A 25,228-nucleotide genomic window follows, 5' to 3' on the forward strand; every position below is an offset into this window, starting at 1 on the left:
ATTCCCGAGGGAGCAGCAGCGATGAGTGAAGCCAAATGCCCGGTCATGCACGGCGCCAATACCGCCGTGGCCCAGTCGGTGACCGACTGGTGGCCGAAGACCCTGAAGCTGGACATCCTGCACCAGCACGATACCAAGACGAACCCGATGAGCCCCGGCTTCGATTACCGCGAAGCCGTGAAGACGCTCGATTTCGAAGGCGTGAAGCGCGACCTGAAGGCCCTGCTGACCGACAGCCAGGACTGGTGGCCGGCCGATTGGGGCCATTACGGCGGCTTGATGATCCGCATGAGCTGGCACGCCGCCGGGACCTATCGCACGGCCGACGGCCGGGGCGGTGCCGGCACCGGCAACCAGCGCTTCGCGCCGCTCAATTCCTGGCCCGACAACGGCAATCTGGACAAGGCCCGGCGCCTGCTCTGGCCGATCAAGAAGAAATACGGCAACAAGCTCTCCTGGGCCGACCTGATCGCGCTGGCCGGCACCATTGCTTATGAGTCGATGGGCCTGAAGACCTTCGGCTTCGGCTTCGGGCGCGAAGACATCTGGCACCCCGAGGAAGACGTCTATTGGGGCTCGGAGAAGGAATGGCTGGCGCCCAGCGACGGCCGCTACGAGAGCCTGGAAAATCCCGCGACCATGGAAAACCCGCTGGCCGCGGTGCAGATGGGCCTGATCTACGTGAACCCGGAAGGGGTGAACGGCAAGCCCGATCCGCTGAAGACGGCGGCCCAGGTGCGCGAGACCTTCGCCCGCATGGCCATGGACGACGAGGAGACGGTGGCCCTGACCGCCGGCGGCCATACCGTCGGCAAGGCCCATGGCAACGGCAGCGCCGCCCTGCTGGGCCCGGCGCCGGAAGGCGGCGAGGTCGAGGACCAGGGCCTCGGCTGGCTGAACAAGACCAAGCGGGGCGTCGGCCATGACGCCGTGACCAGCGGCCTCGAAGGTGCCTGGACCACCCATCCGACGCGCTGGGACAACGGCTATTTCGAGATGCTGTTCGGCCACGAGTGGGAACTGACCAAGAGCCCGGCTGGCGCCTGGCAATGGGAGCCGGTCGCCATCGCCGAAGCGGACAAGCCGCAGGACGCGGAAGACCCCGCCGTCCGCCACAACCCGATCATGACCGATGCCGACATGGCCATGATCAAGGACCCGGCCTACCGCGCGATTTCCGAACGTTTCCGCCAGGATCCGGCCTATTTCTCGGACGTCTTCGCCCGCGCCTGGTTCAAGCTGACCCACCGCGACATGGGGCCGAAGGCGCGTTACATCGGCCCGGACGTGCCGGCCGAAGACCTGATCTGGCAAGACCCGGTGCCGGCCGGCAGCGCCGCCTATGACGTCGCCGCGGTGAAGGCCGAGATCGCGGCGAGCGGTCTTTCCATCGCCGAGATGGTGGCGACCGCCTGGGACAGTGCAAGGACCTTCCGCGGCTCCGACAAGCGGGGCGGCGCCAATGGCGCCCGCATCCGCCTGGCCCCGCAGAAGGACTGGGAAGGCAACGAGCCGACGCGCCTGGCCAAGGTGCTGGCCGTGCTGGCGCCGATCGCGGCCGCGGCGGGGGCCAGCCTGGCCGACGTCATCGTGCTGGCCGGCAATCTCGGTATCGAGCAGGCGGCCGCGGCGGCCGGCTTCGACATCGCCGTGCCCTTCGCCCCCGGCCGGGGCGACGCCGGCCCGGAAGCGACCGACGGCGACTCCTTCGCGGTGCTGGAGCCGATCCACGACGGTTTCCGCAACTGGCTGAAGAAGGACTATGCGGTGGCGGCCGAGGAACTGCTGCTCGACCGGGCCCAGCTCATGGGCCTGACCGCGCCGGAGATGACCGTGCTGGTGGGCGGGCTCCGCGTGCTCGGCGCCAATCACGGCGGCAATGCGCAGGGCGTCTTCACCGAGCGGGTCGGCGTGTTGAGCCCGGATTTCTTCGCCACCCTGACCGACATGGCCTACACCTGGAAGCCGGCCGGCAAGGGGATCTACGAGATCCGCGAACGGAAGAGCGGTCAGGTCAAATATACGGCGAGCCGCGTCGACCTCGTGTTCGGTTCGAACTCGATCCTGCGCGCCTACGCCGAGGTCTATGCCCAGGACGACAATGCGGGGAAATTCGTCACCGATTTCGTCGCCGCCTGGACCAAGGTGATGAACGCCGACCGTTTCGATCTCGCCTGATCGCGGCTTGCGCGGCAAAATCGCGGGGGCCATCATGGCCCCCGCGACTCTGTTCAGGGCCAGGATTCCGGCGATGCATTTCCTCCATTCCATGATCCGCGTGCGCGATCTCGACGCCGCCCTCACCTTCTTCTGCACCCATCTGGGGCTCAAGGAAGTGCGCCGGGTCGACGTTCCGGCCGGCCGCTTCACCCTGGTCTTCCTGGGCGCGCCGGCCGACATCAAGGACGGCAGCGAAACCTCGCCCCTGGTCGAGCTGACCTACAATTGGGATCCGGAAGATTACGGCACCGCGCGTAACTTCGGCCATCTCGCCTTCGAGGTCGACGACATCTATGCGACCTGCGCCAGGCTGGCCGCCGCCGGCATCACCATCAACCGCCCGCCGCGCGACGGCCGCATGGCCTTCGTCCGCTCGCCCGATCTGATCTCGGTCGAGCTTCTGCAGAAGGGCGCCGCCCTCGCCCCGGCCGAGCCCTGGACCTCCATGCCCAATACCGGCGTCTGGTGAAACGGGGCGCCTTGCCAGTATGATCTTTCTGTGCAATCGTCATACCAGACCGCACGAGGGAGGGATGACGGATGCTGCGCAGGATATGTCTGGGCCTCGCCCTGGCCGCCGGTGTGAGCGGCCCGGCGCTGGCCCATTTCCAGGAAATCCTGCCTGACGCCGACGTGCTGCCCGAGGGCGGCAAGGTGACGCTCTCCCTCTCCTTCACCCATCCGATGGACCGCGGCCCGACCATGGAGATGGCGCGGCCGGCCCGCCTCGGCATGGTCTACGGCGGCAAGACCGTCGACCTCGCGCCGAGCCTGGCCGAACACCCAATCGACGGCAAATCGGCCTGGACCGCCACGGCCGAACTGAGGGAGCCCGGCGCCGCCGTCTTCTTCGTCGAGCCGAAGCCCTATTGGGAGCCGGCGGAAGGCAAATATATCGTCCATTACGCCAAGGTGGTGGCCGACTCCTATGCCTCGGGCGAGGGCTGGGACGCGCTGGCCGGCCTGCCGGTCGAGATCCAGGCCCTGACCCGGCCGACCGGGCTCTGGACCGGCAACCTGTTCCGCGGGATCGTGCTGAAGGACGGCAAGCCCGTGCCCTTCGCCGAGATCGAGGTCGAATGGGTGAACGACGGTTCGGTGACGCCGCCCAACGAAGCCTTCATCACCCAGGTGATCAAGGCCGATGCCAGCGGCACCTTCGCCTATGCCATGCCGCGCGCCGGCTGGTGGGGTTTCGCTGCCCTGCTGGAAGGCGACGCGCCGATGAAGGCGCCCGACGGCAAGGACGTACCGGTCGAGACCGGCGGCCTGATCTGGGTGAAGGCGACCGACATGGGGACCAAGTAACATGGCGCATATCCCGGACGGCGTGCTCTCCGTGCCCGTGCTGGCCGGTGGCTTCGTCGTCGCGGGCGGGCTGGTCGCCGTCTCGCTCCGCCGGCTGGACGAACGCACGATCCCGCGGGCAGCGATCCTCTCGGCCGCCTTCTTCGTGACCTCCCTGGTCGCGGTGCCGGTCGGGCCGTCCAGCGTGCATCTGCTGCTCTCCGGCCTCATGGGGCTGATGATCGGCCGCCTGGCGGCGCCCGCCGTGCTGGTCGGCCTCCTCCTTCAGGCGGTGCTGTTCGGCTTCGGCGGGCTCACCACCCTCGGCGTCAATACGGCGAACATCGCCTTGCCGGGGATCCTCTTCGGCGCCCTCTTCGCCCCCGCCGTGCTGCGGGCGGAGGCCGGGCGGGCCGGACTGCTGGCCGGCATCTGCGCCGCCCTTTCTGTGGCGGGGACCGGCCTCCTGGTCGCACTCGCCCTGGCCCTGTCGTCGTCCGACTATGTGCCGTCGGCGCGCATCCTGCTGGTCACCTATCTGCCCCTGATGGCGGGCGAAGCGCTGATCACCGGTTTCGCCGTTTCCTTCCTGAAGCGGGTGAAGCCGGATGCCCTGGCGGGGGTGGCGCCATGATCGCCCGCCTGCTGCTGGCGTTCGCCTGCCTGCTCGCCTTCACGGCACCGGCCGCGGCCCATCGCCTGAAACTCTTCGCCACGGTGGAGGAGGGCGCCATCACCGGTTACGCCTTCTTCATCGGCGGCGGTCGGCCGGAAGGTGCCGAGCTGATCGTGCATGACGCCGCCGGGCAGGAAATCTTCCGCACCGCGACCGACGCCCAGGGCGGCTTCGCCTGGACCCCGCCCAAGCCCGACGACTACCGCCTGACCGTCGATGCCCGCGACGGCCACATGGCCGAAGCCACCATCGGTGCCGATCGCCTGGGCGGCGTCGCGGCGCCGGCCCCTGCCAGCGCTCCGACCCCGGCGCCGGCCGCCCCGGCCGACACGGCGGCGATCGAGCGCGCGGTCGACAAGGCGGTCGAGCGCCAGATCCGCCCGCTCCTGGAAGCCTATGCGGAGGCCGAGGGTCGCATTCGTTTCAACGACGTAATGGGCGGCATCGGCATGATCGTCGGCCTCGCCGGCATCGGCCTCTGGGCCGCGGCACGGCGGAAGTCGCGCGATGGCTGACGTCGCGGCCGCCGCCCTGACCGAGACCGGCGCGATCGGCCGGCTCGACCCGCGCACGCGCCTGCTCGCTACGCTGGCGATCCTGGCCGCAGTGATCGCGCTGCACGGCTTGGCCGGAGCGGCGGGCGCGCTGGCCCTCTGCGTCCTGCTCGCCGTCGTGGCACGGCTGCCGTTCGGCGCGCTGCGCCACCGTTTGCTGCATGTCGAGGGCTTCATGGCCCTGCTCCTGATCATGCTGCCCTTCACCATGCCGGGGCGGGCGCTGTTCGAACTGGGTCCGCTCGCCGCCAGTGCCGAGGGGTTGGACCGGGCCCTGCTGATCGCGCTCAAGGTCAATGCCGCCATGCTGGCGGTCGCCGCCCTGCTCGGTACGCTGGAGCCGGTCCGCCTCGGCCATGCGCTGCGGGCGCTGGGCGTGCCGCTCCGCCTCGTCCAGCTCTTCCTCTTCGCCACCCGCTATGTCGCGATCTTCCGGGAGGAGATGAAACGCCTGCGCGAGGCGATGCGGGCGCGCGCCTTCACCGCCCGTTCCAACCGCCACACCTGGCGGAGCTTCGGCAATCTGGCCGGCATGATGCTGGTGCGCTCGCTCGAACGGGCCGAGCGGGTCGAGGAGGCGATGCGCTGCCGCGGCTTCTCCGGCCGCCTGCCGGCGATCGGCATCCATGCCGCCCACCGGGGCGACGGCGCCTTCGCCCTTGCCCTGGCCCTGCCCCTCGGCGCCCTCCTGCTGCTGGACCGACTGCCGTGACCGAGCTCCTGGCCCTTGCCGACGTCACCGTCACCCGCGGCGGGCGCCGCGTGCTGGACGGCGTCTCGCTCTCCTTGAAGGCGGGCGAGCGGATCGCCCTGGCCGGGGCCAACGGCGCCGGCAAGACCACGCTGATGCGCACCCTGATCGGCCTCGAAAAGCCGGATTCGGGCACCGTCACCGCCTTCGGTGCAGCGCGCCGGCAGGAGAAGGATTTCCACGCCGTGCGCGCCAAGGCCGGCTATCTGTTCCAGGACCCGGACGACCAGCTGTTCTGCCCGACCGTGATCGACGACGTCGCCTTCGGCCCGCTCAACCTCGGGTTCGGCGAGCAGGCGGCGGCCGAGGCGGCCCGCGCCGTGCTCGCCCGCCTGAAGCTCGGCCACCTGGCGGAGCGGGTCACCCACCGCCTGTCGGGCGGCGAGAAGCGCATGGTGACGCTCGCCGCCGTGCTCGCCATGGAACCCGAGGTGTTGCTGCTGGACGAGCCGACCAATGCGTTGGACGATGCCCATTATACCCGCCTGCTCGAGGTCCTGGCCGGCCTGCCGACGGCGATGATCGTGGTCTCCCACGACCGGGGCTTTTTGCAGCGCCTGGCGACCAGGGCCCTGGTGCTGGAGGGCGGTAAGTTGCAGGAAGGCTTCTTCCATCACCACCGCCACACCCACGACCATATCCATGTCCACGCCGGGCCGCAGGAGCATCACCACCCGCCGCCCCGGGACGAGGCTTGAGGAACCGCAAATTTTCTTATAACTTGGCGGTCCATCTTCAATTTTCCTGAAGTATCATGGACCTCCGCCAAGCCACGCTGCGCCAGCTCCGCGCCTTCCAGGCGGTGGTGAAGACGGGCTCGGTCACCAAGGCCGCCCAGGCCCTGCACGTGACTCCGCCCGCCGTCACCATGCAACTCCAGCAGTTGCAGGACCTGGCGGCCATGCCGCTCCTCGAACGCCACGGCGGCGAGACGGTGGTGACCGACGCCGGCCACGAAGTGCTGAGCGCGGTCGAGCGGATCGAGGCGGCGCTGAACGATGCCGTCGCCGTGCTCTCCAGCCTCGCCGGCGGCGACAAGGGCACGGTTTCGATCGGCGTCGTCTCGACCGCCAAATATTTCGCCCCCCAGGCGCTGGCCGGCTTTCGCCGGCTGCATCCCGGCATCGCCTTGAAGCTCACGGTCGGCAATAGGGCGGAAATCCTGCGCGGGCTCGAACATTACGAGATCGACGTCGCCATCATGGGCCGGCCGCCGGTCGAGCTCGATGTCGAAGCCTCGGTGATCGGCGACCATCCCCATCTGATCGTGGCGCCGCCCGACCATCGCCTGGCCGGCCAGCGCGACATCCCGCCCCGCCTGCTGGCGGAAGAGACCTTCCTGGTGCGCGAACCGGGCAGCGGCACCCGCAACCTGATGGAACGCTTCTTCGCCCGCACCCATGTCGCACCGCCGATCGGCATGCAGATCGACAGCAACGAGACGATCAAACAGGCGGTGATCGCCTGCCTCGGCATTTCCTTCATCTCGGGCCACACGGTCGGCGCCGAGCTGGCCGACGGGCGTCTGGTCGCGCTCGACGTGAAGGGCCTGCCCGTGGTCCGGCAATGGCACGTGGTGCATCTCGGCCAGCGGCGGCCGGTGCCGGCCTGCCGGGCCTTGATCGATTTCCTGGTCGAACACGCCGGCAGCTTCCTGCCCGACGTGCTGCCCCAGCCGCGGCGGCGCTAGCGCGGTTTCCGGCAAAGTGGAAACCGGTTTGCCGCAAGAAACCGCGCAATTCAAAGACATCCAAGCCGATTGCCGATTCAACAAATCGGCAATCGGCTCTAGGCTAAGCGCGCCAGGCCGGCGCGCAGTGCGTCCGGCACACCGGCACCGAGTGCGGCCTCGATCCCGTCATGCGCGGCCTGCCAGACCGGCAGGGCGGCGATCAGCACGGCGTGACCCGCGGCGGTCAGCGCCAGGCGGCGGCTGCGCCGATCGGCCGGGTCGGGCGTCACCTCGACCAGGCCCCGGCGCACCAGGGGCTTCAGCGCCGCCGTCAGCGTCGTGCGGTCCATCGCCAGGAGCTCGGCGACCGAGCCCATGGCCGGCGGCGCCGGCCGGTTCAATGACATGAGCAGGGAAAACTGCCCGTTGGTCAGGCCGAGCGGGCGCAGTGCCTCGTCGAAATGACGGGCCAGGCGGCGGGCGGCGCGCTGCACATGCAGGCACAGGCAGCAGTCCCGCACCCGGATCGTGTCATCGAAAGGTAGCTTCTCGGGCTTTGACATGGACCAATTATGTTGATACCAACTTATTTAGTCAACGACGGGGAGGCGTCCATGAGCGATCTGCACGGGAAATTCGTCTGGTACGAGTTGATGACCACCGACCTTGCGGCGGCGGAAGCCTTCTATAGCGACGTGGTCGGCTGGAAGATCACGGATTCCGGCCAGGCGGGCATGACCTATCACATCCTCCACGCGGGCGACGCGCCGGTCGGCGGTGCCATGACCCTGCCGCCCGAAGTCTGCGCGGCCGGCGGCACGCCCGGCTGGATCGGCTATATCTGGGCGGATGACGTCGATGCCGCGGCCGCCTCGGTCGCCGCCGCGGGCGGTTCGATCCACAAGGGGCCGGACGATATCCCGAACGTCGGGCGCTTCGCCGTGGCGGCCGATCCTCAGGGCGCCGTGTTCTGCCTGTTCAAGGCGACTTCGCCCGGACCGGGCGCGCCGCCGCCGCCCATGGGGACGCCCGGCGTCACCGGCTGGCACGAACTGAGCGCGGGCGACGGGCCTTCCGCCTTCGATTTCTATGCCGGCCAATTCGGCTGGGCCAAGGGGGAAGCGATGGATATGGGGCCGATGGGCGTCTACCAGCTCTTCACCCCCGGCTCGGGCGATGCGATCGGCGGCATCATGACCAAGATGCCGCAAGTGCCGCATCCCTTCTGGCTGTTCTATTTCTGCGTGAAGAGCATCGACGTCGCGATGGGCAAGGTGACGGCGGGCGGCGGCAGCGTGCTGCACGGCCCGACCGAAGTGCCCGGCGGGGCCTGGATCATCCAATGCCTGGACCCACAGGGCGGCGCCTTCGCCCTGGTCGGCGCCCGCGGCTAGGCGCGGGCCAGGAAGCCCTTCATCAGGAGGTCGACGACGAATTCGCCGTAACTGCGGGCGAGATCGTCGTCGATCGCGGCGACCCCGAAGCTCCAGCGCAGCGTGCTCTGTTCGGCGAAGAGCTGGTCGCAGGCGCCGATGGCGCAGAGATGAAACATCATGGGATCGACCGGGCGGAAGGCGCCGCTGGCGATCCCTTCCTGCAGGATCGCCTTCTGCGTCTCGATCACCGGCTTCGAAAAGAATTCGACGATCTCGCGCGCCGCCTTGGAATCGGCATCGCGCAGCAAGGCCCGCATCAGGCGGTAGAGATAGGGGCAGCGCTGGAAGGTGCGGATGATGCCGGTCAGGTGGCGGCGCATCTTCTCGGCCGGGGGAAGCCCGGTCGCCAGCAGGCGGTTCATCTCCGCGACCGCCACTTCGGCGTCGCGCCTGACGAGCGCGATATGCAGCCCCGTCTTGGTCCGGAAGTAATAGTTCACCAGCGCGGCGTTCAGGCCGGCGCGGGCGGCGACATCGGCCACCGGCACGTCGATCGTGTTCCGCTCGGTCATCAGCGCGGCCGCCGCAGCGAGCAATTGGTCCGCGGTCTCGGAACGCGGCGCCGGGTGGGGTCGTCTGGTCTGTGATTCACGCACCAAGAGGGATTCCCGCGGGGGTCGGTCGACTAACAGATACGATCATCCCCCGCGGGCCGCAAGCCGAGGTGGAGACTCAGCGCGGAGCCATGCGGATGGCGCCGTCGAGGCGCACATCCTCGCCGTTGAAGTAACCGCAGGTGATCATGGTGAGCGCGAGCTGGGCATATTCCGCCGGGTTGCCGAGCCGCTTCGGGAAGGGCACGGAAGCCGCCAGCGCCGCCTTCACGTTCTCCGGCGCACCCTGGAGCAGCGGCGTGTCGAAGATACCGGGCAGGATGGTGTTGACGCGGATCCCCTCGCCCATCAGGTCGCGGGCGATCGGCAGGGTCATGCCGACCACGCCACCCTTGGAGGCCGAATAGGCGGCCTGGCCCATCTGGCCGTCCTCGGCCGCGACCGAGGCGGTATTGACGATGGCGCCGCGGTCGCCGTCTTCGAGCGGGGGCAGGGTCAGCATCCCCGCCGCCGATTTGGCGATGCAGCGGAAAGTGCCGACCAGGTTGATCTGGATGATCATGTTGAAACTGTCGAGCGGGAAATGCTTCACCTCGCCTGTCGCCTTGTCGCGGCTGGCGGTCTTGATCGCATTGCCGGTGCCGGCGCAATTGACCAGGATGCGTTCCTGGCCGTGGGCGGCGCGGGCCTTGGCGAAGCCGGCGTCGACATCGGCGTCCGAGGTCACATTCACCTTGCAGAAGACGCCGCCGATCTCGGCCGCGACCTGCTCGCCCTTGGCCTCGTTCAGGTCGAACAGGGCGACCTTCACGCCCTGCGCCGCCAGTGCCCGCGCCGTCGCCTCGCCGAGGCCGGAGGCGCCGCCGGTGACCACGGCGGCGATCGAAGAATCCAGTTTCATGATGGCCTTCCTGTCGTTTCCTGTCGGTCGGGCGGACCCGGGAGGAGCCGGATCCGCCCGCCTGCCTGCCCGTGCGGCGATCTTCCGCGCATGCACCGCCCGGGCAAGGACGTTTCTGATTACATGCGTTCGATGATGGTGGCGGGCGCCATGCCGCCCGCGGCGCAAAGCGTGGCGAGACCGACCGAGAGATCCCGCCGTTCCATCTCGTCGAGCAGGGTGCCGAGGATGATGGCGCCGGTCGCCCCGATCGGATGGCCGAGCGCCATGGCCCCGCCGTTCACATTGACGATCGCCGGATCGACGTCGAGGTCGCGCATGAATTTGAGCGGCACCACGGCGAAGGCTTCGTTGATCTCGACGAGGTCGACGTCCTTCATGGTCATGCCGGCCAGGGCCAGCGCCTTCTTGGTCGCCGGCACGGGTGCGTTCAGCATGAGTTCCGGGCTGTCCCCGGCATTGGCCATGGCGACGATCCGTGCCCGGGGCCTCAGCCCATGCGCCCTGGCGTAGTCGGGCGAGGCCAGCACCACGGCGCCGGCCCCGTCGACCACGCCCGACGAATTGCCGGCGTGGTGGATATGCTCGATCTTCAGGTCCGGGAAGCGCTTCTCGACCAGGGCCCTGTAACTCGTGCCGTCCTCGTCGAGCGGGAAGTCGTAGAGGGCCGCGAAGGCGGGCTTCAACTGGGCCAGGCCGTCGAGCGTGGTCTGCGGCCTGGGGAATTCGTCGTGGTCGAGGGCGAGACGGCCGTCGTCGTGATGGACGGGCACCAGGCTCTTGGCGAAATAGCCGTTCCTGATCGCCTGGTCGGCGCGGCGCTGGCTCTCCAGGGCCAGGCGGTCGGTGTCGTCCCGCGTGATGCCCTCGATCGTCGCGACGACATCGGCGCAGACGCCCTGATGCGGCTGGGGATGGATCTCGCGGAGGTGTAGATTGCCCGAATCCATGAAGCGCGAGCCGCCGCCCAGGCTGGAGCCATGGGACATGGATTCGACGCCGCCGGCGAAGACCAGCTTCTGCATCCCCGACATGATGCCCATGGCGCCGAGGTTGACCGCGGTCAGGCCCGAACCGCAGAAACGGTCGAGCGACATGCCCGGCGCAGCGTCGTCGAAGCCGGCGTCGAGCGCCGCCATGCGCGCGATGCAGAAGCCCTGCTTGCCCCATTGGCTGCCGCAGCCGGCGATCACGTCGTCGACATCGGCGGTATCGATCTGGTTACGTGTCGCCAATGCCTTCAGCACGGTCGAGAGCAGGCGCTGGGGATGGACTTCCGACAATCCGCCCTTGCCGACCTTGCCGATGCCCCGCGGCGTCCTGGCCGCGTCGACGATCCAGACTTCCTGTGCCATCGCTTCCTCTCCTCCGCTTGTCGCGGTTCTGCTTTAAACGTTCATTTAACAAACCGGGCGAGCACTGGCAAGGCTGGAATCTGCGCCCTTTCTGTGACGGCCGGCACCGACTTGACCGGAGATCGGCGCAGGATCACCGTCACGAACCGAACCCGACGGATGCCCTCATGCCCGGCCAGACCCGCATCACCTTCCGCAATTTCACCGGCCTCGACCTTTCCTCGGCGCGGCGGGTGACGCCGCGGCGCTACAAGGCACCGGGCTTCGGCGAGGAGACCCTGGTCCGGGGCGCGCTTTCGGCCCTCGGCGGCGTCTCCTCGATCGGCGGGCTGCTCTCGGGGGCGGCCGCCGCGGCCTCGTCGCCGCCGGGCAGCCTGACGGTTTCCGGCATCATTCCGGGCGTGCGCATCCGCGTGCCGGCGCCGGATTACACGATGGCCTACGGTGTCACCGCCGGGGCGGGTGCCGGCGTCGCCTATGGCGCCGGTGCCGGGATCTATTTCTGGCGGAAGGCGGCGGGCGGCGAGGTCGGCCTCTATGGCAGCCTGTCTGTCGGCGTGGTGTCCAACATCGGGGTTGGTGCGGGCGGCAATTTCGCCTTCCTGTTCGGGCCGGCGCCTTCGATGCTGGCGGGCGACTGCATCACCATCTCGGTCGAGATCGGCATCGACGTGATCACCGTCGCCGGCCAGTTGATCCTGAATGCGCCGCCCGTCTCCCTCGGCATGCCGCCCGCGATCACCGGCGCTTGGTCGCCCGAGGTGATCGGCATCGGCTATGCCGTCACCGCCGGCATGTCGGCCCTGCCGGCCGATATTTCGGTGATGCCCGGCCGCACCTGGACCCGGGCGGTCGCCAGTTTCTGAGCCTCAGGGCGCCCATTCCGCCGCGTGGGCGGCGATGGCGCCCGGCGTGGTCCACCAGATCCCGTCGCCCAGCGCCTTCACATGGGTGAGCGCCCGGCGCAGCGCGCGCAGCCGATGCGGCTGGCCGACGATATAGGGATGCAGGGCGATACCCATGACCAGGGGCGCCCGCGCCGATTGCTCCAGCAGCTCTTCCGCCGTCTCGGTGATCAGGGCGGCGAAGCCTTCCGCCGTCTCCTTCCGCCCGACCACGGCCGGGATGTCGTTCACTTCCTGCGGATAGGGAACGGAGAGGATGCGCCCGCCGCCCCGGGTCGTCAGCCAGACCGGCTGTTCGTCCATGCACCAGTCGAGCAGGTAGCGGTAGCCGGCCTCGGCCAGGAGGTCCGGCGTCACCCGGCTCTCCGAAATCCAGGGGCCGAGCCAGCCGGCCGGGGCCGCCCCTTCGCGCGCCGCGATCATCGCCGTCGACTCGTGGATCAGGTGGCGTTCCTGGTCTTCCGGCAATACGCCCTGGCGTTCGGCATTGCTGCGCCCGTGGCCGACCACTTCGTAACCCCGGGCACGGCAGGCGTCGGCCACCTCGGGGCAATGGCCGTAGATCGCCGAATTGATCAGCGCCGCCGCCGGCAGGCCGAGATCGTCGAAGAGCTCGAGCAGGCGCCAGACGCCGACCCGGTTGCCATAGTCGCGCCAGGCGTAGTTCAGCACGTCCGGCTGCGGCCCGCCCGGTGCCAGCTCGGCCCCCAGCCCGCCGCCGAAGGCGAAATGTTCGAGGTTCAAGGCGATATAGCAGGCGAGCCGCCGTCCCCCCGGCCAATCGTAGAGCGGCCGGGCCGGCAGGGCGGAATAGCGGTAGCGGCCGTGGTGGGCGGGCATCGCATGCTGCATCGACATCATCCCTTCGCCGCCCCAGTTTCGGGGTCGATAGCACCGGGGTCAACCGCCGGCCATTGACGCGCGGCTTGCTGGGCGCTTGCCTGTCGGGCCGAGACGGGAGAGCGGACATGAGAGATTTCTACCAGCCGGGCCGGGCGCCCTCCTATGGGACGGAGGCGATGATCGCCACTTCCCACCCGCTGTCGACCGCGGCGGGGGTGGAGGTGCTGGCGGCGGGCGGCAATGCGGTCGATGCGGCGCTGGCCGCGGTCGCCGTGCAAGGCGTGGTCGACCCGCTGATGACCGGGCTCGGCGGCGATTGCTTCGCCCTTTATGCCCCCGCGGGCGGCGAGGTGATCGCCCTCAACGGCTCGGGCCGGGCGCCGGCCGCGGCGACGGTGGAGCGCCTGCTCTCGCTCGGCGTGAGCGAGATCGGCCAGACCAGCCCCCATGCGGTCACCGTGCCGGGCGGCATCGCCGCCTGGTGCCGATTGCACCGCGACCACGGCCGCCTGCCGCTCGACCGCCTGTTCCGCCGCGCCGCCGACTATGCCGAGCACGGCTATCCGGTAACGCCCCGCGTCGCCTACGACTGGGCGATGGAGGTCGAGCTGGTGGCGGGCGATGCCGGAGCCGCCGCCACCTTCCTGCCCGCCCCCGCCGCCGGTGCCCGCCATGCCCAGCCGAAGCTGGCGGGCCATCTGCGCGCCATCGCGGCACGGGGAGCGGAAGCCTTCTATCAGGGCGAGGTCGCGGCCTCCCTGGTCGGCTATCTTCGTTCCCTCGGCGGGCTGCACACGCTCGAGGATTTCGCGGCGATGACCGACGGCGCCGATTACGTCGCCCCGATCTCGACCGATTATCGCGGCTTTGAGGTGATGGAATGCCCGCCCAACGGCCAGGGCGTCGCCGCGCTGATGATCCTGAACATGCTGGCGGGCTTCGACCTCGGGCCGGAGCTTGCCTTCGCCGAGCGCCTGCACCTCCAGGCCGAGGCGGGCAAGCTTGCCTATCACCACCGCGACGCCCTGCTGGGCGATCCCGCCGCCCTGCCCTATCCGCCGGACGCCCTGCTCTCGCCCCGGGTGGCGGAAGAGCTGCGCCGCCGGATCGATCCCGAACGGGCGGGACCGCCGGCGCTGGCCAGCGACTTCAGCCATCCCGACACGGTCTACATCTGCGCGGTCGACCGCGACGGCAATGCGATCTCCCTGATCAATTCGATCTTCCACGGCTTCGGCTCGACCAGGCTCGACCCCGCGACCGGCATATTGCTGCACAGCCGTGGTTCCTCCTTCCGCGTGGTCGAGGGCCATCCCAATGCGATCGGCCCGCGCAAGCGGCCGATGCACACGATCATCCCCGGCATGCTGCGGAAGGACGGCCGGGTGGTCATGCCCTTCGGCGTGATGGGCGGGCAATATCAGGCGGCCGGCCATGCCGCCCTGCTCTCCGGCATCCTCGACCGCGGGCTCGACATCCAGGCGGCGATCGACGTGCCGCGCGCCTTTGCCTACGGCGGCGTCTTGGAGGTCGAGCCGACGATCGATCCCGCCACCCTCGGCCGGCTCGCCGCCAAGGGCCACCATCTGCTGGGGGCGGACCAGCCGATCGGCGGCGCCCAGGCGATCTGGATCGACCGCGAGCGCGGCCTGCTGCTCGGCGGCTCCGACCAGCGGAAGGACGGCATGGCGCTGGGCTTCTGATCAGTCCATCACTTCGCCGCGGTCGACATGCAGGGTCTGGCCGGTGATGTTGCGGGCGGTCTCGGGGGCTGCCAGGAAGAGATAGGCGTCGGCGACATCGGCGGGCTCCATCAGCCCGCCGAAGGCCTGGCGCTTCAGGATGGCGTCGATATGGGCCTCGGGCTCGATGCCGAGATGGGCCGCCTCGGCCCGGACCGAGCGCATCGAGGCTTCGGTCTTGACCCAGCCGGGGCAGACCGCATTGACCGCGATCCGGCGCGGTGCCAGTTCGAGCGCGAGCGCCCGCATGAAGCCGATATTGGCGTGTTTCGAGGCGCAATAGGCGGAAAAGCCGGCCGCCCCGGTCTTGCCCCAGATCGAGGCGGTGAGCACGATGCGCCCGCCGTCCGGCATCTTCCCCAGCGCCGCGCGGGTGACCAGATAGGTGCCGATCACATTGATCTCGACGATGCGGCGAAAGCGCGCCTCCACGGCCGGGTCCGGATCGGCGACGGGCGTGAAGAGTTCGAGCCCGGCATTGTTGATCAGCACGTCGACCCGTGGCAGCGCCTCGAAGACGCGGGCGACCGCGGCGCCGTCGGTGATGTCGCAGGCAAAGCCCCTGACCGCCGGCCCGATCTCCGCCGCCGCCGCGGGCGTCGCCGGATCGTCGGCCAGGATGGTCAGATCCGCCCCGGCGGCGGCGAAGGCTTCGGCGATGCCCCGCCCGATGCCCCGGCTGGCCCCGGTGACCACCACGCTCTGCCCTGCGAAGGAATAAGCCATGCCGCACTCCCGCTGACGATTGCGTCGCCAGCATCGGGGCACGGCCCCTGCGGGGGAACCGCCGTAACGTCAATCGCCGGCATTGACGGAATCAATGGTCCCGGCAGGCCGGACGCGACGGCACCACGCCACGGCGACAAAGCTGCGGCAGAAGGGCAAAAGACCGGGGACTGAAGGGGGGAGGATGGTGGACGCGGCTGGGATTGAACCAGCGACCCCTACGATGTCAACGTAGTGCTCTCCCACTGAGCTACGCGTCCGGGCCATGCCGGGGCCGGGGGGTGGGTTCATCCGCCGACCGAGGACGGGGGATATAGAAGATTGGGCGGCGGCTGGCAACCCCTTTCCTTCATCGAACCGCCATCCGGGCCGGTGATCGCGAAAAGCCGGGCCTGATCGGCAGGACGGGCCTTCACGTGGCGGCGCAATCGTCACATTCTAAGGTGATCAACCTTCGCTTCGAGGCCGCCACCCTTGTCGATCGCCACTCTCGCCGCCGAATCTCCGCAGCTTGCCGACACGGGCGACGGTGCGGTCGCGGTGACACGGCCGCCGACGGGTGTGGCGGAGCGGCCGCTGGTGCTCTCCTCGCCCCATTCGGGGGCGATCTATCCGGCCGATTTCCTGCGCCAGTCGCGCCTCGATCCGACCAGCTTGCGCCGCTCGGAGGATTGTTTCGTCGACCGCCTGTTCGGCGGTGCGCCGGGCCGCGGGGCGACCCTGGTGCGCGCCCTCTTCCCCCGCGCCTATGTCGATCCCAACCGCGAGCCCTATGAACTCGACCCCACGATGTTCGCCGACGTGCTGCCCGCCTTCGCCAATACCCGCTCGCTCCGGGTGCTGGGCGGGCTCGGCACCATCGCCCGGGTGGTCGCCGACGGCGCCGAGATCTACCGCGAAAAACTCTCCTTCGCCGAGGCGGAGTCGCGAATCGTCGCCTGTTACCGGCCCTATCACGCCGCCCTGGCGGACGCCCTGGCCACGGCCGAGCGGCGTCACGGCGTCGCCCTGCTGCTCGATTGCCATTCCATGCCTTCGACCGGCGGCCCGGGCGAGCGCGACGCCGGCCAGGGCCGGCCGGACATCGTGCTGGGCGACCGTTTCGGCATGAGCTGCGTGCCCCTGGTGATCGAAACGGCAGAGAGCCTGCTGCGCGGCCTGGGCTACCGGGTGACGCGGAACGACCCCTATGCAGGCGGCTATATCACCCACCATTACGGCCGGCCCCGGCGCGGCCGCCACGCCCTGCAGATCGAGCTCAACCGCGCGCTCTACATGAACGAGACGCGGCTCGAACCGAACCAGGGCTTCGACCGCCTCCAGGGCGATCTCGACCGCCTGGTCTCGGCCCTCGCCGCCATCCCCGACCATGCCCTGAAACCGACCTCCTGACCGCGCCATCATGACCTTCACCGTGCGCCCCGCCCGGGCGGGCGACCTCGACTCCGTCCAACGGATCTATGCCCATCATGTCGAAACCGGCTTCGCCTCCTTCGAGGAAGTGGCGCCGGACCTGGCCGAGATGACTCGCCGATTCGAGGTTCTGACCGGCGGCGGCTTCCCCTATCTGGTGGCGGAGGACGGCGGCGCCGTGCTCGGCTATGCCTATGCGGGACCCTATCGGCCGCGCTCGGCCTATCGTTTCACGCTGGAGGATTCGGTCTATGTCGATCCGGCGGCGACCGGGCGCGGCATCGGCCGGGCGCTGCTCGGCCGCCTGATCGAGGAGGCCCGGGCCAAGGGCTTCCGCCAGATCGTCGCGGTGATCGGCGACAGCGGCAATGTCGCCTCGATCGGCCTGCACCGGGCCATGGGCTTCGCCGACCGCGGCGTGCTCGAGAACGTCGGCCTGAAGAAGGGGCGCTGGCTCGACAGCGTGCTGATGCAGCTCGCCCTCTGACTCCCCTTTCTCTCCCCGCCACCGTAACGGCAAAAAAAAGGGGCCGCGTCGAAACGCGGCCCAAGTTTAGGGAGGAAACGCCCAGGAAGGGCAGCGACACCAGCAAGCTGATGCCGCGGTGCACAATATGACATTGCAGCGCGGGATTGCCAAGCCCCGATCTTGAAAAAATTGTCCGTAGGGCGCCGAAGCCCTTGAGCGACAACAAAATTTCAAATTTGAGCAAAGGGTCGAAACTTATCGCCCCGGTGTGGCATCGGGTTACTACGCCGGCCGCAACGCACCCGATTCTCGCCCCGCCCCGGGCACCCCGCCGCGCGCGCCGGACGATTCGACTCGGCAATACCGGAAGCCGCTCGCGGGCGCGTGCGAGGGCTTCGCGCGGCCCTTTCGGCCCGCCAGCCCCCCGTCGAATAGTCACGACAATGTAACCAAATTCATCGATGCGTCATTTATGCGCGCTCGCAGCAACACCATCAACATTTCGGAACGTCTCGGGGTGTGGCGCCACAATATTGTGGTAATTGATGCCGGAGACAAATCAGTACTTACCCTTTTGTGACGGGAGGGTGACACCTTGCCCATTCGGATGCCGCCTGCATTGGCCCGACGCTCTCTGACCGAGGAGGGGGCGCTGGAAAACGCCCTGGGGACCGGCGCCCTGACCGCCCTCGAGCCGCGCGACGGCGACGGTGACGACAACGCCAAGGACAAGCGCCGCTTCCGCACCATCTTCCTGTCCGACATCCACCTGGGCACCCGCGGCTGCCAGGCCGACATTCTGCTGGATTTCCTGAAGCACACGGAATCGGACCAGCTCTATCTGGTCGGCGACATCATCGACGGCTGGCGCCTGAAGCGTTCCTGGTATTGGGCGCAGAGCCATAACGACGTCGTCCAGAAAGTGCTGCGCAAGGCCCGCAAGGGCACTCGCGTCTTCTACGTCCCCGGCAACCACGACGAAGCGGCGCGCGACTATGTCGGTCTGCACTTCGGCGGTGTCGCCGTGCTCATGGAGGCGATCCACACCACGGCCGACGGACGCCGTTTCCTGGTCCTGCACGGCGACGCCTTCGACGGCATCGTGAAATACGCCAAGTGGCTGGCCCACCTGGGCGACTGGGCCTACAACGTGGCGCTCACGCTGAACACCTGGTTCAACCGCCTGCGCCGCCGCCTCGGTTACTCCTACTGGTCCCTCTCGGCCTATCTCAAGCACAAGGTCAAGAACGCGGTCGATTACATCTCGCGTTTCGAGGAGGCCGTCGCCGAGGAAGCCCGGCGCCACCATGTCGACGGTGTGATCTGCGGCCACATCCACCACGCCGAGATCCGCGACATCGACGGCACCACCTATTGCAACGACGGCGACTGGGTGGAGAGCTGCACCGCCCTGGTCGAGCATCTGGACGGACGGCTGGAAATCCTGCACTGGGCGCCGGAATACGAAACCCGGCAGAGCGGCCGGCGTGCCCGTCAGACCGGCCTCGTCGCGGTCGAATGAGCGCGCTCGCCCTCGCCCGGGAGACCCCCGCGCCCATGGTGCCGCCGCTGCGCCTGCTGATCGTCACCGACGCCTGGCACCCTCAGGTGAACGGCGTGGTGCGCACGCTCGACACCGTGGCGCGCGAGGCGGCGGCGGCCGGCCACACGGTCGGTGTCATCTCGCCCGACCTGTTTCGCAGCATCCCCATGCCGGGCTATGGCGAGATCCGCCTGGCGCTGGTGCCGCGCCGCCGGCTCGCCCGCATGATCGAGCATTTCGCGCCCGACGCCATCCACATCGCCACCGAAGGGCCGCTCGGCTGGGCTGCCAGGCGTTACTGCCTGAAGCGCGGCCTGCCCTTCACCACGGCCTATCACACCCGCTTTCCCGAATATGTGAAGGCCCGCTTCGGCGTGCCGCTGCCGATCACCTATGCGATCGTGCGCCGCTTCCACCGGCCCTCACGCGCGCTCATGGTAGCGACGCGGACGCTGCACGGTGAACTCGCCGCGCGCGGCTTCGGCAATCTGCGCGCCTGGTCGCGCGGGGTGGACCTGGAGCGTTTCACGCCGGGGCCGAAAGACCTGCTGCCCGACCTGCCGCGGCCGATCTTCACCTATGTCGGCCGCCTCGCGGTCGAGAAGAATATCGACGCCTTTCTGGCCCTGGACCTGCCGGGTTCCAAGCTGGTGGTCGGCGACGGGCCGGAGATGGCGCGCCTGAAGGCGGCCTATCCGGGCGTCCATTTCGCCGGTGCCCGCCACGGTGACGACCTGGTGGCGCATTTCCGGGCCGGCGACGTCTTCGTCTTTCCGAGCAAGACCGATACTTTCGGCCTCGTCATGCTGGAGGCGCTGGCCTGCGGCCTGCCGGTCGCGGCCTACCCCGTGCCGGGGCCGCAGGACGTGCTGGGGCCGGGCGTCGGCGTCATGGACGAGGATCTGGGCGCTGCCTGCCGCCGCGCCCTGGCGCTCGATCCGGCGGCCTGCCGGGCCTATGCCCTGGACTTTACCTGGGCGGCGACGACGGCGCAATTCGTCGGCAACATCGCTCCCTTCGAGCAGGACTGGCCGGCGCGTGGCCTGCCGGCACCGCGCCATGCCGCCCGCATCCCGCACCAGCCGGCCGAGTTCAATCGCCGACGGTGATCACCACCTTGCCGGTCGAGCGCCGCTCGAGCACGAGTTCGAGCGCCTCGGCCGCCAGCGCCAGCGGCCGCGTATCGGAGACATGGGGGCGGAGCCGTCCCTCCTCCCACCAGCCGATCAGGGTGCGGAAGGAATCGGCCATCACCGAGGGCCGCTTGTCGGCATAGGCGCCCCACCAGAAGCCGATCACGTCGACATTCTTGACCAGCAGGCGGTTGGCCGCGATCTGCGGCACGTCGCCCGAGGCGAAGCCGATGATCAGGGCGCGTGCCTCGAAGGCGGCGCATTTCATTCCAGCCTCGAAAAGAGCGCCGCCGACCGGATCATAGATCACGTCGACGCCGTAGCCGCCGGTCGTCGCCAGGATTTCCGCCTTGAGATCGGGCACTTCGGCATCGATCGCGTGATGGGCGCCCTGGGCCTTGGCCACCGCCAGCTTGGCCTCGCCCTTGGCGACCGCGATCACTTCGGCGCCCATCAGGACGCCGAGTTCGACCGCGGTCAGGCCGACGCCGCCCGCGGCGCCGAGTACCAGGAGCTTTTCGCCCGGCTTCAGCCGCGCCCGATAGTCGAGCCCGAGGTGCGAAGTGCCATAGGCGACCGGAAAACCCGCGGCGACCACGTAATCCATGGCGTCGGGGATCTTCACGGCCCGCTCGGCCGAGACCGCGACCTGCTCGGCATAGCCGCCGTAAGAGGGGATCGCCAGCACCCGGTCACCGGGGACGAAGCCGGTGACGCCGGAGCCGCAGGCCAGCACCTCGCCTGCGACTTCAAGTCCAGGCGAAAAGGGCAGCGGTTGCCGGGTTTGATAGCGCCCGGCCAACATGAGACTGTCAGCGAAATTCACACCCGCCGCCCGCACGGCAATCAGGATCTCCCCCGCCCCCGCCACGGGCGCCGCCATTTCGAGGAGTTGCAGCCCGCGCGGCCCCTGACCCAAGCTGGTCGCGACGATCGCCTTCATCGAATCCTAACTCCTTGTCCCGAATCGATAGCGGGACGAAGCCCTCTGTTCGTGGGATGATATGACCATGACGGTGCGTAATCTCGACTTCCTGTTCAACCCTCGCGTGGTCGCCCTGCTGGGGCCGGCGCGGACCGACGATCCCGTGGCCGCCGCGGTGGCGAATGGTGTCACCCGCGCGCCCTTCCACGGCAAGCTGCTGGTCGCCGAAGACACGGTGGAAGCCGTCGCCGCGCTCGAGGAGGTGCCCGATCTCGCCATCCTGAACGGCGCCCTCGAGCGGACGCCGGCGCTGATCGAAAAGCTCGGCGCGCGCGGCTGCAAGGTGGTGCTGGCGGTCGGCGCCCCGCCCGAAGACCCCTCCGTGGTCGAAGCCATGCTGGCCGCCGCCGCGCCCTCGGGCCTGCGCATCGTCGGGCCCGGCGCCTTCAACTTGGCAGTGCCGGCGATCGGCCTCCAGGCCGTGGTCTCGCCCGTGCTGCCGCCGCCTGGAAGGCTCGCCTTCATCACCCATTCGAACGGCATCCTGGACACGCTGATCGACTGGGCGGCGGGTAACGGCATCGGCATTTCCCGCGCCGTCTCGCTGGGCGCCAAATGCGACGTCGACCTCGCCGACGTGCTGGACTGGCTGGCCCTCGACCACACCACCGGCGCGATCATCATGTACCTCGAATCGATCACCAAGCCGCGCAAGTTCATGTCGGCGCTCCGCGCCGCTGCCCGTACCAAGCCCGTCGTCGTGCTGAAGGCCGGGCGCTACGGCCCGCTGCCGCCGGCGACCACGGCGATCCGCCGCTTGGCCGACACCGACGGCGTGTTCGACGCCGTGCTAGCCCGTGCCGGCTGCGTCCGGGTCGAGGCGATCGAGGAATTATTCGATGCTGCCGGCACTTTGGGCGTGCCCGGCGCCGCCATGGGCGACCGCTTGGCGATTTTGGCCAACGGCTATGGCGCCGGCCTTCTGGCGGCCGACCATATCCATGACAGAGGCGCCCGCCTGGCCGAACTGTCGACCGCCACGCTCGCGGCACTGGCCGGCATTCCGGGCATGAAGTCTGACCTCAACCCGATCGACGTCGGGCCCGATGCGCCCCCCGAACGCTTTGCCGAGGTGCTGCCCGTGCTGGCGGCCGACCGCGGGGTCGACGGCATCCTGGTGGTCCATACGCCGTCCGCCGTCTGTTCCGCCCTGATGGCGGTCGAGGCGACCTTGCGCGGCTTCGGCACGCGGCGCCAGCCCCGGCTGATCGCCTGCTTCATGGGCGAGACCGAAGCCAGGGCGGCCCGCGCCGCCCTGCGTGGCGCCGGCGTTCCCACCTTCTCGACCCCGCGCCAGGCGGCGCGGGCGATCATGCATATGGCGGCCTACCGCCGGAACCAGGACCTGCTGGCGGAAACCCCGGATTCGGTCCCGGCCGATTTCACCTTCGACGCCCGTTTCGTCGCCGACGAGATCGAGGAACACCGCCTGGCCGGGCGCGAATGGGTGCATGGACCGGACGCGCTGCGCCTGCTCGCCGCCTATGGCTTCCCGACCGTGCGGCCGATCTTCGCCGCAACGCCTCATGACGCGGCCGAACACGCCAAGCGGATCGGCGCCACCATCGTCCTGAAGATTTCGACGCGCGATCCGATCGACAAGAAGATGGTGGGCGGCGTCACCCTGGGCCTCGACGAGCCGGACGACGTCCGCCGCGCGGCCGAGCTGATGCTGCGCCGGGTCACCGCCCGCGCCCCCCACGCCAGGATCGACGGCTTCACGGTCGAGCCCATGGTGATCCGGCCGGACGGCCACGAGTTGCTGCTCGGCCTGGTCGAGGACGAACAGTTCGGCCCCATCATCGTGTTCGGCAATGGCGGCACCGCGAGCGAGGTGATCCGCGACCGGGTGATCGCCCTGCCGCCCCTGAACCTGTCGCTGGCCCGCCACGCGATCGCCCGCACCCGGGTCGCCAAGCTGCTGGCCGAGCAGCCGGGCCGGCCGGGGGTCGACCAGCGCGCGGTCGAGCTGAGCCTGCTCCGCGTCGCCCAGATGGCGATCGACCATCCCGAGATCGTCGAACTCGAAATCAACCCAATGGTCGCCGACCCGAGCGGCGTCATCGTGCTCGACGCCAGGATCCGCCTGGCCGAACCGAGCCAGCCCGGCTCGCGCCGCCTGGCCATCCGCCCCTATCCCAAGATGCTGGAACAGGAAGTCGTGGACGACCACGGCGAGCATTACATCCTGCGCCCGATCCGGCCGGAGGACGAAAAACCGCTGATCGCCGGCGTCGCCAAGGTACGGCCCGACCACCTGCGGCTCCGCTTCTTCGCGCCCATGAAGGAGCTGAGCCACGCCTTCGCCGCCAAACTGTCCCAGATCGACTACGACCGCGAAATGGCCTTCGTGCTGATGGGCGAAGGCCCGCCGGGCGAGGCGCCCTGGTTCGGCACCGGCCGCCTGGTCTGCGAACCCGACGGGGAGAAGGGCGAATATGCCGTCCTGCTGCGCTCCGACCGGATCGGCCGCGGCCTCGGCCGGCTTCTCATGGAGCGCATCATCGCCTATGGCAAGGAGCGCGGCATGAAGGAGATCTACGGCGAAGTGCTGCGCGAGAACCGCACCATGCTGCAGCTCTGTACCGAACTCGGCTTCGCGATCAAGGGCACGCCGGGCGAGCCCGACATCGCCCATGTCGTCCTGACCCTGTGAGCGGCGGCCGCCTGCTCCGCCTGTTCGGCTGGCTGGCGGCCGGCCTCGCCATCGCCTTCCTGGCGATCGCCGGCTACGCCGCCCGGCAGCAGCTCCGGGCCGCCGGGGCGCGGGCCGACGGCACGGTGATCCGGCTCGAAGCGGCAGGCGGCCCGCAGCCGGCCTTTTGCCCGGTGGTCGCCTTCACCACCACGGCCGGCGAACCGATCGAACTCAGAAGCGGCGTCTGCGCCCGGCCCCCGGCCTATGACGTGGGCGAGACGGTCGCGGTCGACTACGACCCGGCCGATCCGCAGAACGCTTCCTACGGTGGCTTCTTCACCCGGTGGTTTCTCGTCCTGATCTTCGGCATATTCGGCCTCGGAATCGCCGTCGGGTCGGGCCTGCTGCTGTGGCAGGGCCGCCGCCGGCCCTCGTGAAGGGCGCCGCCGTCTTGATCATCCGCCTGTTGGGTTTCGTGCTGCTGGTCGCCGGCGGCGTCTTCGGCTGGCTCGGCGTCCAGGACGGCATCGCCACCTGGAAGCGCCTCGGCAATGCCGAGGACGTGGTGGCCGAGATCGCCCGCCTCGATCCCCTGCCCGGCAGCGCCGAGGTCGTGCCGGTCGCGGCCTACCGCGGGGACGACGGCAAGGCAGCCGAATTCCGCCTGCCGCCGGCCGATCCGGCCGATTATACGGTGGGCCAGCCGGTCCATCTGATGCAGCCCGCCGGCCGGCCCGACCTGATCCAGTCCGGCGACTTGATCGCGATATGGAGCCCGGTCGCCATTCCGGTCGGGGGCGGCGCGCTCGCCGTCATCTTCGGCCTCGCCCTGATGACCAGCCGGCGCCGCCGGCCCGAGGAAATGCCGCGCCTGCACTTCCTGATCCGCCTCGTCCTGCTGGCCGGGGCCTGTGGCCTCACTTATCTGGCTTGGCAGCAATATGAGGCGGTGGTCGCCACCCTGAACCGCTTCCCGCGCGCCCAGGGCGAGGTGGTGGCACTCGAGGCGGACGGCGCGCCCAAGATCCAGTTCAAGACCGCGGACGGCGTCGCGGTCGATTTCACCGACCGCAGCGTGGCCCCCGGCATCTATCGCCAGGGCCAGCGGGTGACCCTGACCTATGTCGCGGGCGATGCCACGGGCGCGCGGATCGAGCCCTTCTGGTCGGTCTGGTCGGTCCCCGTGACCTGGGGGGCGATCGCGGGTGCCGCCTTCTTCGTCGCCCTCTTCGCCGCCAGCCTGCGCCGGGGCAAGCGCGCCCTCGAACCCAAGCCCGCACCGCCGCCGCCGGCCGAGCGGCGCGACCCGACGTTCGGTTCGCCAGGTCCGTCCGCCTAGAGGCGGGCCATGCAGGCGCTGCATGGGACTTTGTGTTGCAGTGCCATAAACTCGGGCTATACTCCGCCGCCGCCCGAGATGCGGCA

25 protein-coding genes and 1 tRNA gene are annotated in these 25,228 nt (G+C 69.3%); 18 read left to right on the forward strand and 8 right to left on the reverse strand.

Annotation, left to right across the window (positions count from 1 at the left end):
- Positions 1 to 21: 21 nt before the first annotated feature.
- The 8 genes from katG (at position 22) to WC493_RS05180 (ending at position 7,178) form a co-directional block, all read left to right on the forward strand.
- A complete protein-coding gene (gene katG / locus WC493_RS05145; RefSeq protein ID WP_373063208.1) occupies positions 22 to 2,178 on the forward strand; it encodes a catalase/peroxidase HPI in 2,157 nt (718 codons plus the stop codon).
- Positions 2,179 to 2,251: 73 nt separating this feature from the next.
- Positions 2,252 to 2,689 (forward strand): VOC family protein, encoded by a 438-nt coding sequence (locus WC493_RS05150; protein WP_373063289.1) that lies wholly within the window; start codon positions 2,252 to 2,254, stop codon positions 2,687 to 2,689.
- A gap of 71 nt (positions 2,690 to 2,760) precedes the next feature.
- Entirely contained in the window at positions 2,761 to 3,528 is a 768-nt protein-coding gene (locus tag WC493_RS05155) for a DUF4198 domain-containing protein (protein WP_373063210.1), read from the forward strand.
- Position 3,529: 1 nt separating this feature from the next.
- Complete coding sequence (gene cbiM, locus WC493_RS05160) at positions 3,530 to 4,141, forward strand: cobalt transporter CbiM (RefSeq protein WP_373063212.1); 612 nt, start codon at positions 3,530 to 3,532, stop codon at positions 4,139 to 4,141.
- Positions 4,138 to 4,698, forward strand: a complete 561-nt coding sequence (locus tag WC493_RS05165; protein ID WP_373063214.1) for a carboxypeptidase-like regulatory domain-containing protein — start codon at positions 4,138 to 4,140, stop codon at positions 4,696 to 4,698. Before cbiM ends, WC493_RS05165 begins: the two co-directional genes overlap by 4 nt.
- Positions 4,691 to 5,449, forward strand: a complete 759-nt coding sequence (gene cbiQ, locus WC493_RS05170; protein ID WP_373063216.1) for a cobalt ECF transporter T component CbiQ — start codon at positions 4,691 to 4,693, stop codon at positions 5,447 to 5,449. The genes WC493_RS05165 and cbiQ overlap by 8 nt, the downstream gene beginning before the upstream one ends.
- Positions 5,446 to 6,186 carry an energy-coupling factor ABC transporter ATP-binding protein gene (locus WC493_RS05175; RefSeq protein ID WP_373063218.1) on the forward strand — a complete coding sequence of 247 codons (741 nt, stop codon included), beginning with the start codon at positions 5,446 to 5,448 and terminating at the stop codon, positions 6,184 to 6,186. The genes cbiQ and WC493_RS05175 overlap by 4 nt, the downstream gene beginning before the upstream one ends.
- A 56-nt stretch (positions 6,187 to 6,242) precedes the next feature.
- The gene (locus tag WC493_RS05180; RefSeq protein ID WP_373063220.1) at positions 6,243 to 7,178 is read left to right on the forward strand and encodes a LysR family transcriptional regulator; all 936 of its coding nucleotides are present in this window, start codon (positions 6,243 to 6,245) and stop codon (positions 7,176 to 7,178) included.
- Positions 7,179 to 7,276: 98 nt separating this feature from the next.
- Here WC493_RS05180 and WC493_RS05185 read toward each other — a convergent pair whose 3' ends face one another.
- Entirely contained in the window at positions 7,277 to 7,723 is a 447-nt protein-coding gene (locus WC493_RS05185) for a MarR family winged helix-turn-helix transcriptional regulator (protein ID WP_373063222.1), read from the reverse strand.
- A gap of 51 nt (positions 7,724 to 7,774) precedes the next feature.
- Here WC493_RS05185 and WC493_RS05190 point away from each other — a divergent pair, with 51 nt between their 5' ends.
- Entirely contained in the window at positions 7,775 to 8,554 is a 780-nt protein-coding gene (locus WC493_RS05190) for a VOC family protein (protein WP_373063224.1), read from the forward strand.
- Here WC493_RS05190 and WC493_RS05195 read toward each other — a convergent pair.
- The 3 genes from WC493_RS05195 to WC493_RS05205 form a co-directional block, all read right to left on the reverse strand.
- Positions 8,551 to 9,192 (reverse strand): TetR family transcriptional regulator, encoded by a 642-nt coding sequence (locus WC493_RS05195; protein WP_373063226.1) that lies wholly within the window; start codon positions 9,190 to 9,192, stop codon positions 8,551 to 8,553. The two genes, WC493_RS05190 and WC493_RS05195, sit on opposite strands and share 4 nt — an antisense overlap.
- A 76-nt stretch (positions 9,193 to 9,268) precedes the next feature.
- Positions 9,269 to 10,051: an SDR family NAD(P)-dependent oxidoreductase gene (locus WC493_RS05200; protein ID WP_373063228.1), complete on the reverse strand. Its 783-nt coding sequence runs from the start codon at positions 10,049 to 10,051 to the stop codon at positions 9,269 to 9,271.
- A 119-nt stretch (positions 10,052 to 10,170) separates the two neighbouring features.
- The gene (locus WC493_RS05205) at positions 10,171 to 11,406 is read right to left on the reverse strand and encodes an acetyl-CoA C-acetyltransferase (RefSeq protein WP_373063230.1); all 1,236 of its coding nucleotides are present in this window, start codon (positions 11,404 to 11,406) and stop codon (positions 10,171 to 10,173) included.
- A gap of 167 nt (positions 11,407 to 11,573) precedes the next feature.
- Between WC493_RS05205 and WC493_RS05210 the strand changes: the two genes are divergently transcribed.
- Positions 11,574 to 12,272, forward strand: a complete 699-nt coding sequence (locus tag WC493_RS05210) for a hypothetical protein (RefSeq protein ID WP_373063232.1) — start codon at positions 11,574 to 11,576, stop codon at positions 12,270 to 12,272.
- A 3-nt stretch (positions 12,273 to 12,275) separates the two neighbouring features.
- On the opposite strand, the gene WC493_RS05215 is transcribed toward WC493_RS05210, so the two are convergent.
- Positions 12,276 to 13,163, reverse strand: coding sequence for a polysaccharide deacetylase family protein (locus WC493_RS05215; RefSeq protein ID WP_373063234.1), 888 nt, complete (start codon positions 13,161 to 13,163; stop codon positions 12,276 to 12,278).
- Positions 13,164 to 13,279: 116 nt separating this feature from the next.
- On the opposite strand from WC493_RS05215, the gene WC493_RS05220 reads away from it, so the two are divergent.
- Positions 13,280 to 14,857 (forward strand): gamma-glutamyltransferase family protein, encoded by a 1,578-nt coding sequence (locus WC493_RS05220; protein ID WP_373063236.1) that lies wholly within the window; start codon positions 13,280 to 13,282, stop codon positions 14,855 to 14,857.
- Here the strand turns inward: WC493_RS05220 and WC493_RS05225 are convergent, their stop codons facing one another.
- Together WC493_RS05225 and WC493_RS05230 are read right to left on the reverse strand one after the other, a co-directional pair.
- Positions 14,858 to 15,622 carry an SDR family NAD(P)-dependent oxidoreductase gene (locus tag WC493_RS05225; protein ID WP_373063238.1) on the reverse strand — a complete coding sequence of 255 codons (765 nt, stop codon included), beginning with the start codon at positions 15,620 to 15,622 and terminating at the stop codon, positions 14,858 to 14,860.
- 185 nt (positions 15,623 to 15,807) lie between these two features.
- Positions 15,808 to 15,882: transfer RNA gene (locus WC493_RS05230), tRNA-Val, on the reverse strand.
- A 214-nt stretch (positions 15,883 to 16,096) separates the two neighbouring features.
- On the opposite strand from WC493_RS05230, the gene WC493_RS05235 reads away from it, so the two are divergent.
- The 4 genes from WC493_RS05235 to WC493_RS05250 all read left to right on the forward strand — a co-directional run bounded on the left by WC493_RS05235 (position 16,097) and on the right by WC493_RS05250 (position 20,156).
- On the forward strand, positions 16,097 to 17,014 hold the full coding sequence (locus WC493_RS05235) for an N-formylglutamate amidohydrolase (protein ID WP_373063241.1): 918 nt from the start codon (positions 16,097 to 16,099) through the stop codon (positions 17,012 to 17,014).
- 10 nt (positions 17,015 to 17,024) lie between these two features.
- Entirely contained in the window at positions 17,025 to 17,522 is a 498-nt protein-coding gene (locus WC493_RS05240) for an N-acetyltransferase family protein (protein ID WP_373063243.1), read from the forward strand.
- A gap of 661 nt (positions 17,523 to 18,183) precedes the next feature.
- Positions 18,184 to 19,026 carry a UDP-2,3-diacylglucosamine diphosphatase gene (locus tag WC493_RS05245; RefSeq protein WP_373063291.1) on the forward strand — a complete coding sequence of 281 codons (843 nt, stop codon included), beginning with the start codon at positions 18,184 to 18,186 and terminating at the stop codon, positions 19,024 to 19,026.
- A 47-nt stretch (positions 19,027 to 19,073) separates the two neighbouring features.
- Positions 19,074 to 20,156, forward strand: coding sequence for a glycosyltransferase family 4 protein (locus WC493_RS05250; RefSeq protein ID WP_373063293.1), 1,083 nt, complete (start codon positions 19,074 to 19,076; stop codon positions 20,154 to 20,156).
- On the opposite strand, the gene WC493_RS05255 is transcribed toward WC493_RS05250, so the two are convergent.
- Positions 20,140 to 21,123, reverse strand: coding sequence for an NADPH:quinone oxidoreductase family protein (locus WC493_RS05255; protein ID WP_373063245.1), 984 nt, complete (start codon positions 21,121 to 21,123; stop codon positions 20,140 to 20,142). The genes WC493_RS05250 and WC493_RS05255 overlap by 17 nt on opposite strands.
- A gap of 67 nt (positions 21,124 to 21,190) precedes the next feature.
- Here WC493_RS05255 and WC493_RS05260 point away from each other — a divergent pair, with 67 nt between their 5' ends.
- The 3 genes from WC493_RS05260 to WC493_RS05270 are packed head-to-tail and all read left to right on the forward strand — an operon-like array spanning position 21,191 to position 25,142.
- Positions 21,191 to 23,821, forward strand: coding sequence for a GNAT family N-acetyltransferase (locus tag WC493_RS05260; RefSeq protein WP_373063247.1), 2,631 nt, complete (start codon positions 21,191 to 21,193; stop codon positions 23,819 to 23,821).
- Positions 23,818 to 24,240: a DUF3592 domain-containing protein gene (locus WC493_RS05265; protein ID WP_373063249.1), complete on the forward strand. Its 423-nt coding sequence runs from the start codon at positions 23,818 to 23,820 to the stop codon at positions 24,238 to 24,240. Before WC493_RS05260 ends, WC493_RS05265 begins: the two co-directional genes overlap by 4 nt.
- Positions 24,237 to 25,142, forward strand: a complete 906-nt coding sequence (locus tag WC493_RS05270; protein ID WP_373063251.1) for a DUF3592 domain-containing protein — start codon at positions 24,237 to 24,239, stop codon at positions 25,140 to 25,142. Before WC493_RS05265 ends, WC493_RS05270 begins: the two co-directional genes overlap by 4 nt.
- The last annotated feature ends 86 nt before the right edge of the window (positions 25,143 to 25,228 follow it).

Source organism: Zavarzinia sp., assembly GCF_041650655.1.
Classification (GTDB): Bacteria; Pseudomonadota; Alphaproteobacteria; order Zavarziniales; family Zavarziniaceae; genus Zavarzinia.

Coding starts and splice junctions, on each gene's coding strand:
- katG (WP_373063208.1), top strand. CDS start 22: ATGAGTGAAGCCAAATGCCCGGTCATGCACGGCGCCAATACCGCCGTG.
- WC493_RS05150 (WP_373063289.1), top strand. CDS start 2,252: ATGCATTTCCTCCATTCCATGATCCGCGTGCGCGATCTCGACGCCGCC.
- WC493_RS05155 (WP_373063210.1), top strand. CDS start 2,761: ATGCTGCGCAGGATATGTCTGGGCCTCGCCCTGGCCGCCGGTGTGAGC.
- cbiM (WP_373063212.1), top strand. CDS start 3,530: ATGGCGCATATCCCGGACGGCGTGCTCTCCGTGCCCGTGCTGGCCGGT.
- WC493_RS05165 (WP_373063214.1), top strand. CDS start 4,138: ATGATCGCCCGCCTGCTGCTGGCGTTCGCCTGCCTGCTCGCCTTCACG.
- cbiQ (WP_373063216.1), top strand. CDS start 4,691: ATGGCTGACGTCGCGGCCGCCGCCCTGACCGAGACCGGCGCGATCGGC.
- WC493_RS05180 (WP_373063220.1), top strand. CDS start 6,243: ATGGACCTCCGCCAAGCCACGCTGCGCCAGCTCCGCGCCTTCCAGGCG.
- WC493_RS05185 (WP_373063222.1), bottom strand. CDS start 7,723: ATGTCAAAGCCCGAGAAGCTACCTTTCGATGACACGATCCGGGTGCGG.
- WC493_RS05190 (WP_373063224.1), top strand. CDS start 7,775: ATGAGCGATCTGCACGGGAAATTCGTCTGGTACGAGTTGATGACCACC.
- WC493_RS05200 (WP_373063228.1), bottom strand. CDS start 10,051: ATGAAACTGGATTCTTCGATCGCCGCCGTGGTCACCGGCGGCGCCTCC.
- WC493_RS05205 (WP_373063230.1), bottom strand. CDS start 11,406: ATGGCACAGGAAGTCTGGATCGTCGACGCGGCCAGGACGCCGCGGGGC.
- WC493_RS05210 (WP_373063232.1), top strand. CDS start 11,574: ATGCCCGGCCAGACCCGCATCACCTTCCGCAATTTCACCGGCCTCGAC.
- WC493_RS05215 (WP_373063234.1), bottom strand. CDS start 13,163: ATGCAGCATGCGATGCCCGCCCACCACGGCCGCTACCGCTATTCCGCC.
- WC493_RS05220 (WP_373063236.1), top strand. CDS start 13,280: ATGAGAGATTTCTACCAGCCGGGCCGGGCGCCCTCCTATGGGACGGAG.
- WC493_RS05225 (WP_373063238.1), bottom strand. CDS start 15,622: ATGGCTTATTCCTTCGCAGGGCAGAGCGTGGTGGTCACCGGGGCCAGC.
- WC493_RS05240 (WP_373063243.1), top strand. CDS start 17,025: ATGACCTTCACCGTGCGCCCCGCCCGGGCGGGCGACCTCGACTCCGTC.
- WC493_RS05255 (WP_373063245.1), bottom strand. CDS start 21,123: ATGAAGGCGATCGTCGCGACCAGCTTGGGTCAGGGGCCGCGCGGGCTG.
- WC493_RS05260 (WP_373063247.1), top strand. CDS start 21,191: ATGACGGTGCGTAATCTCGACTTCCTGTTCAACCCTCGCGTGGTCGCC.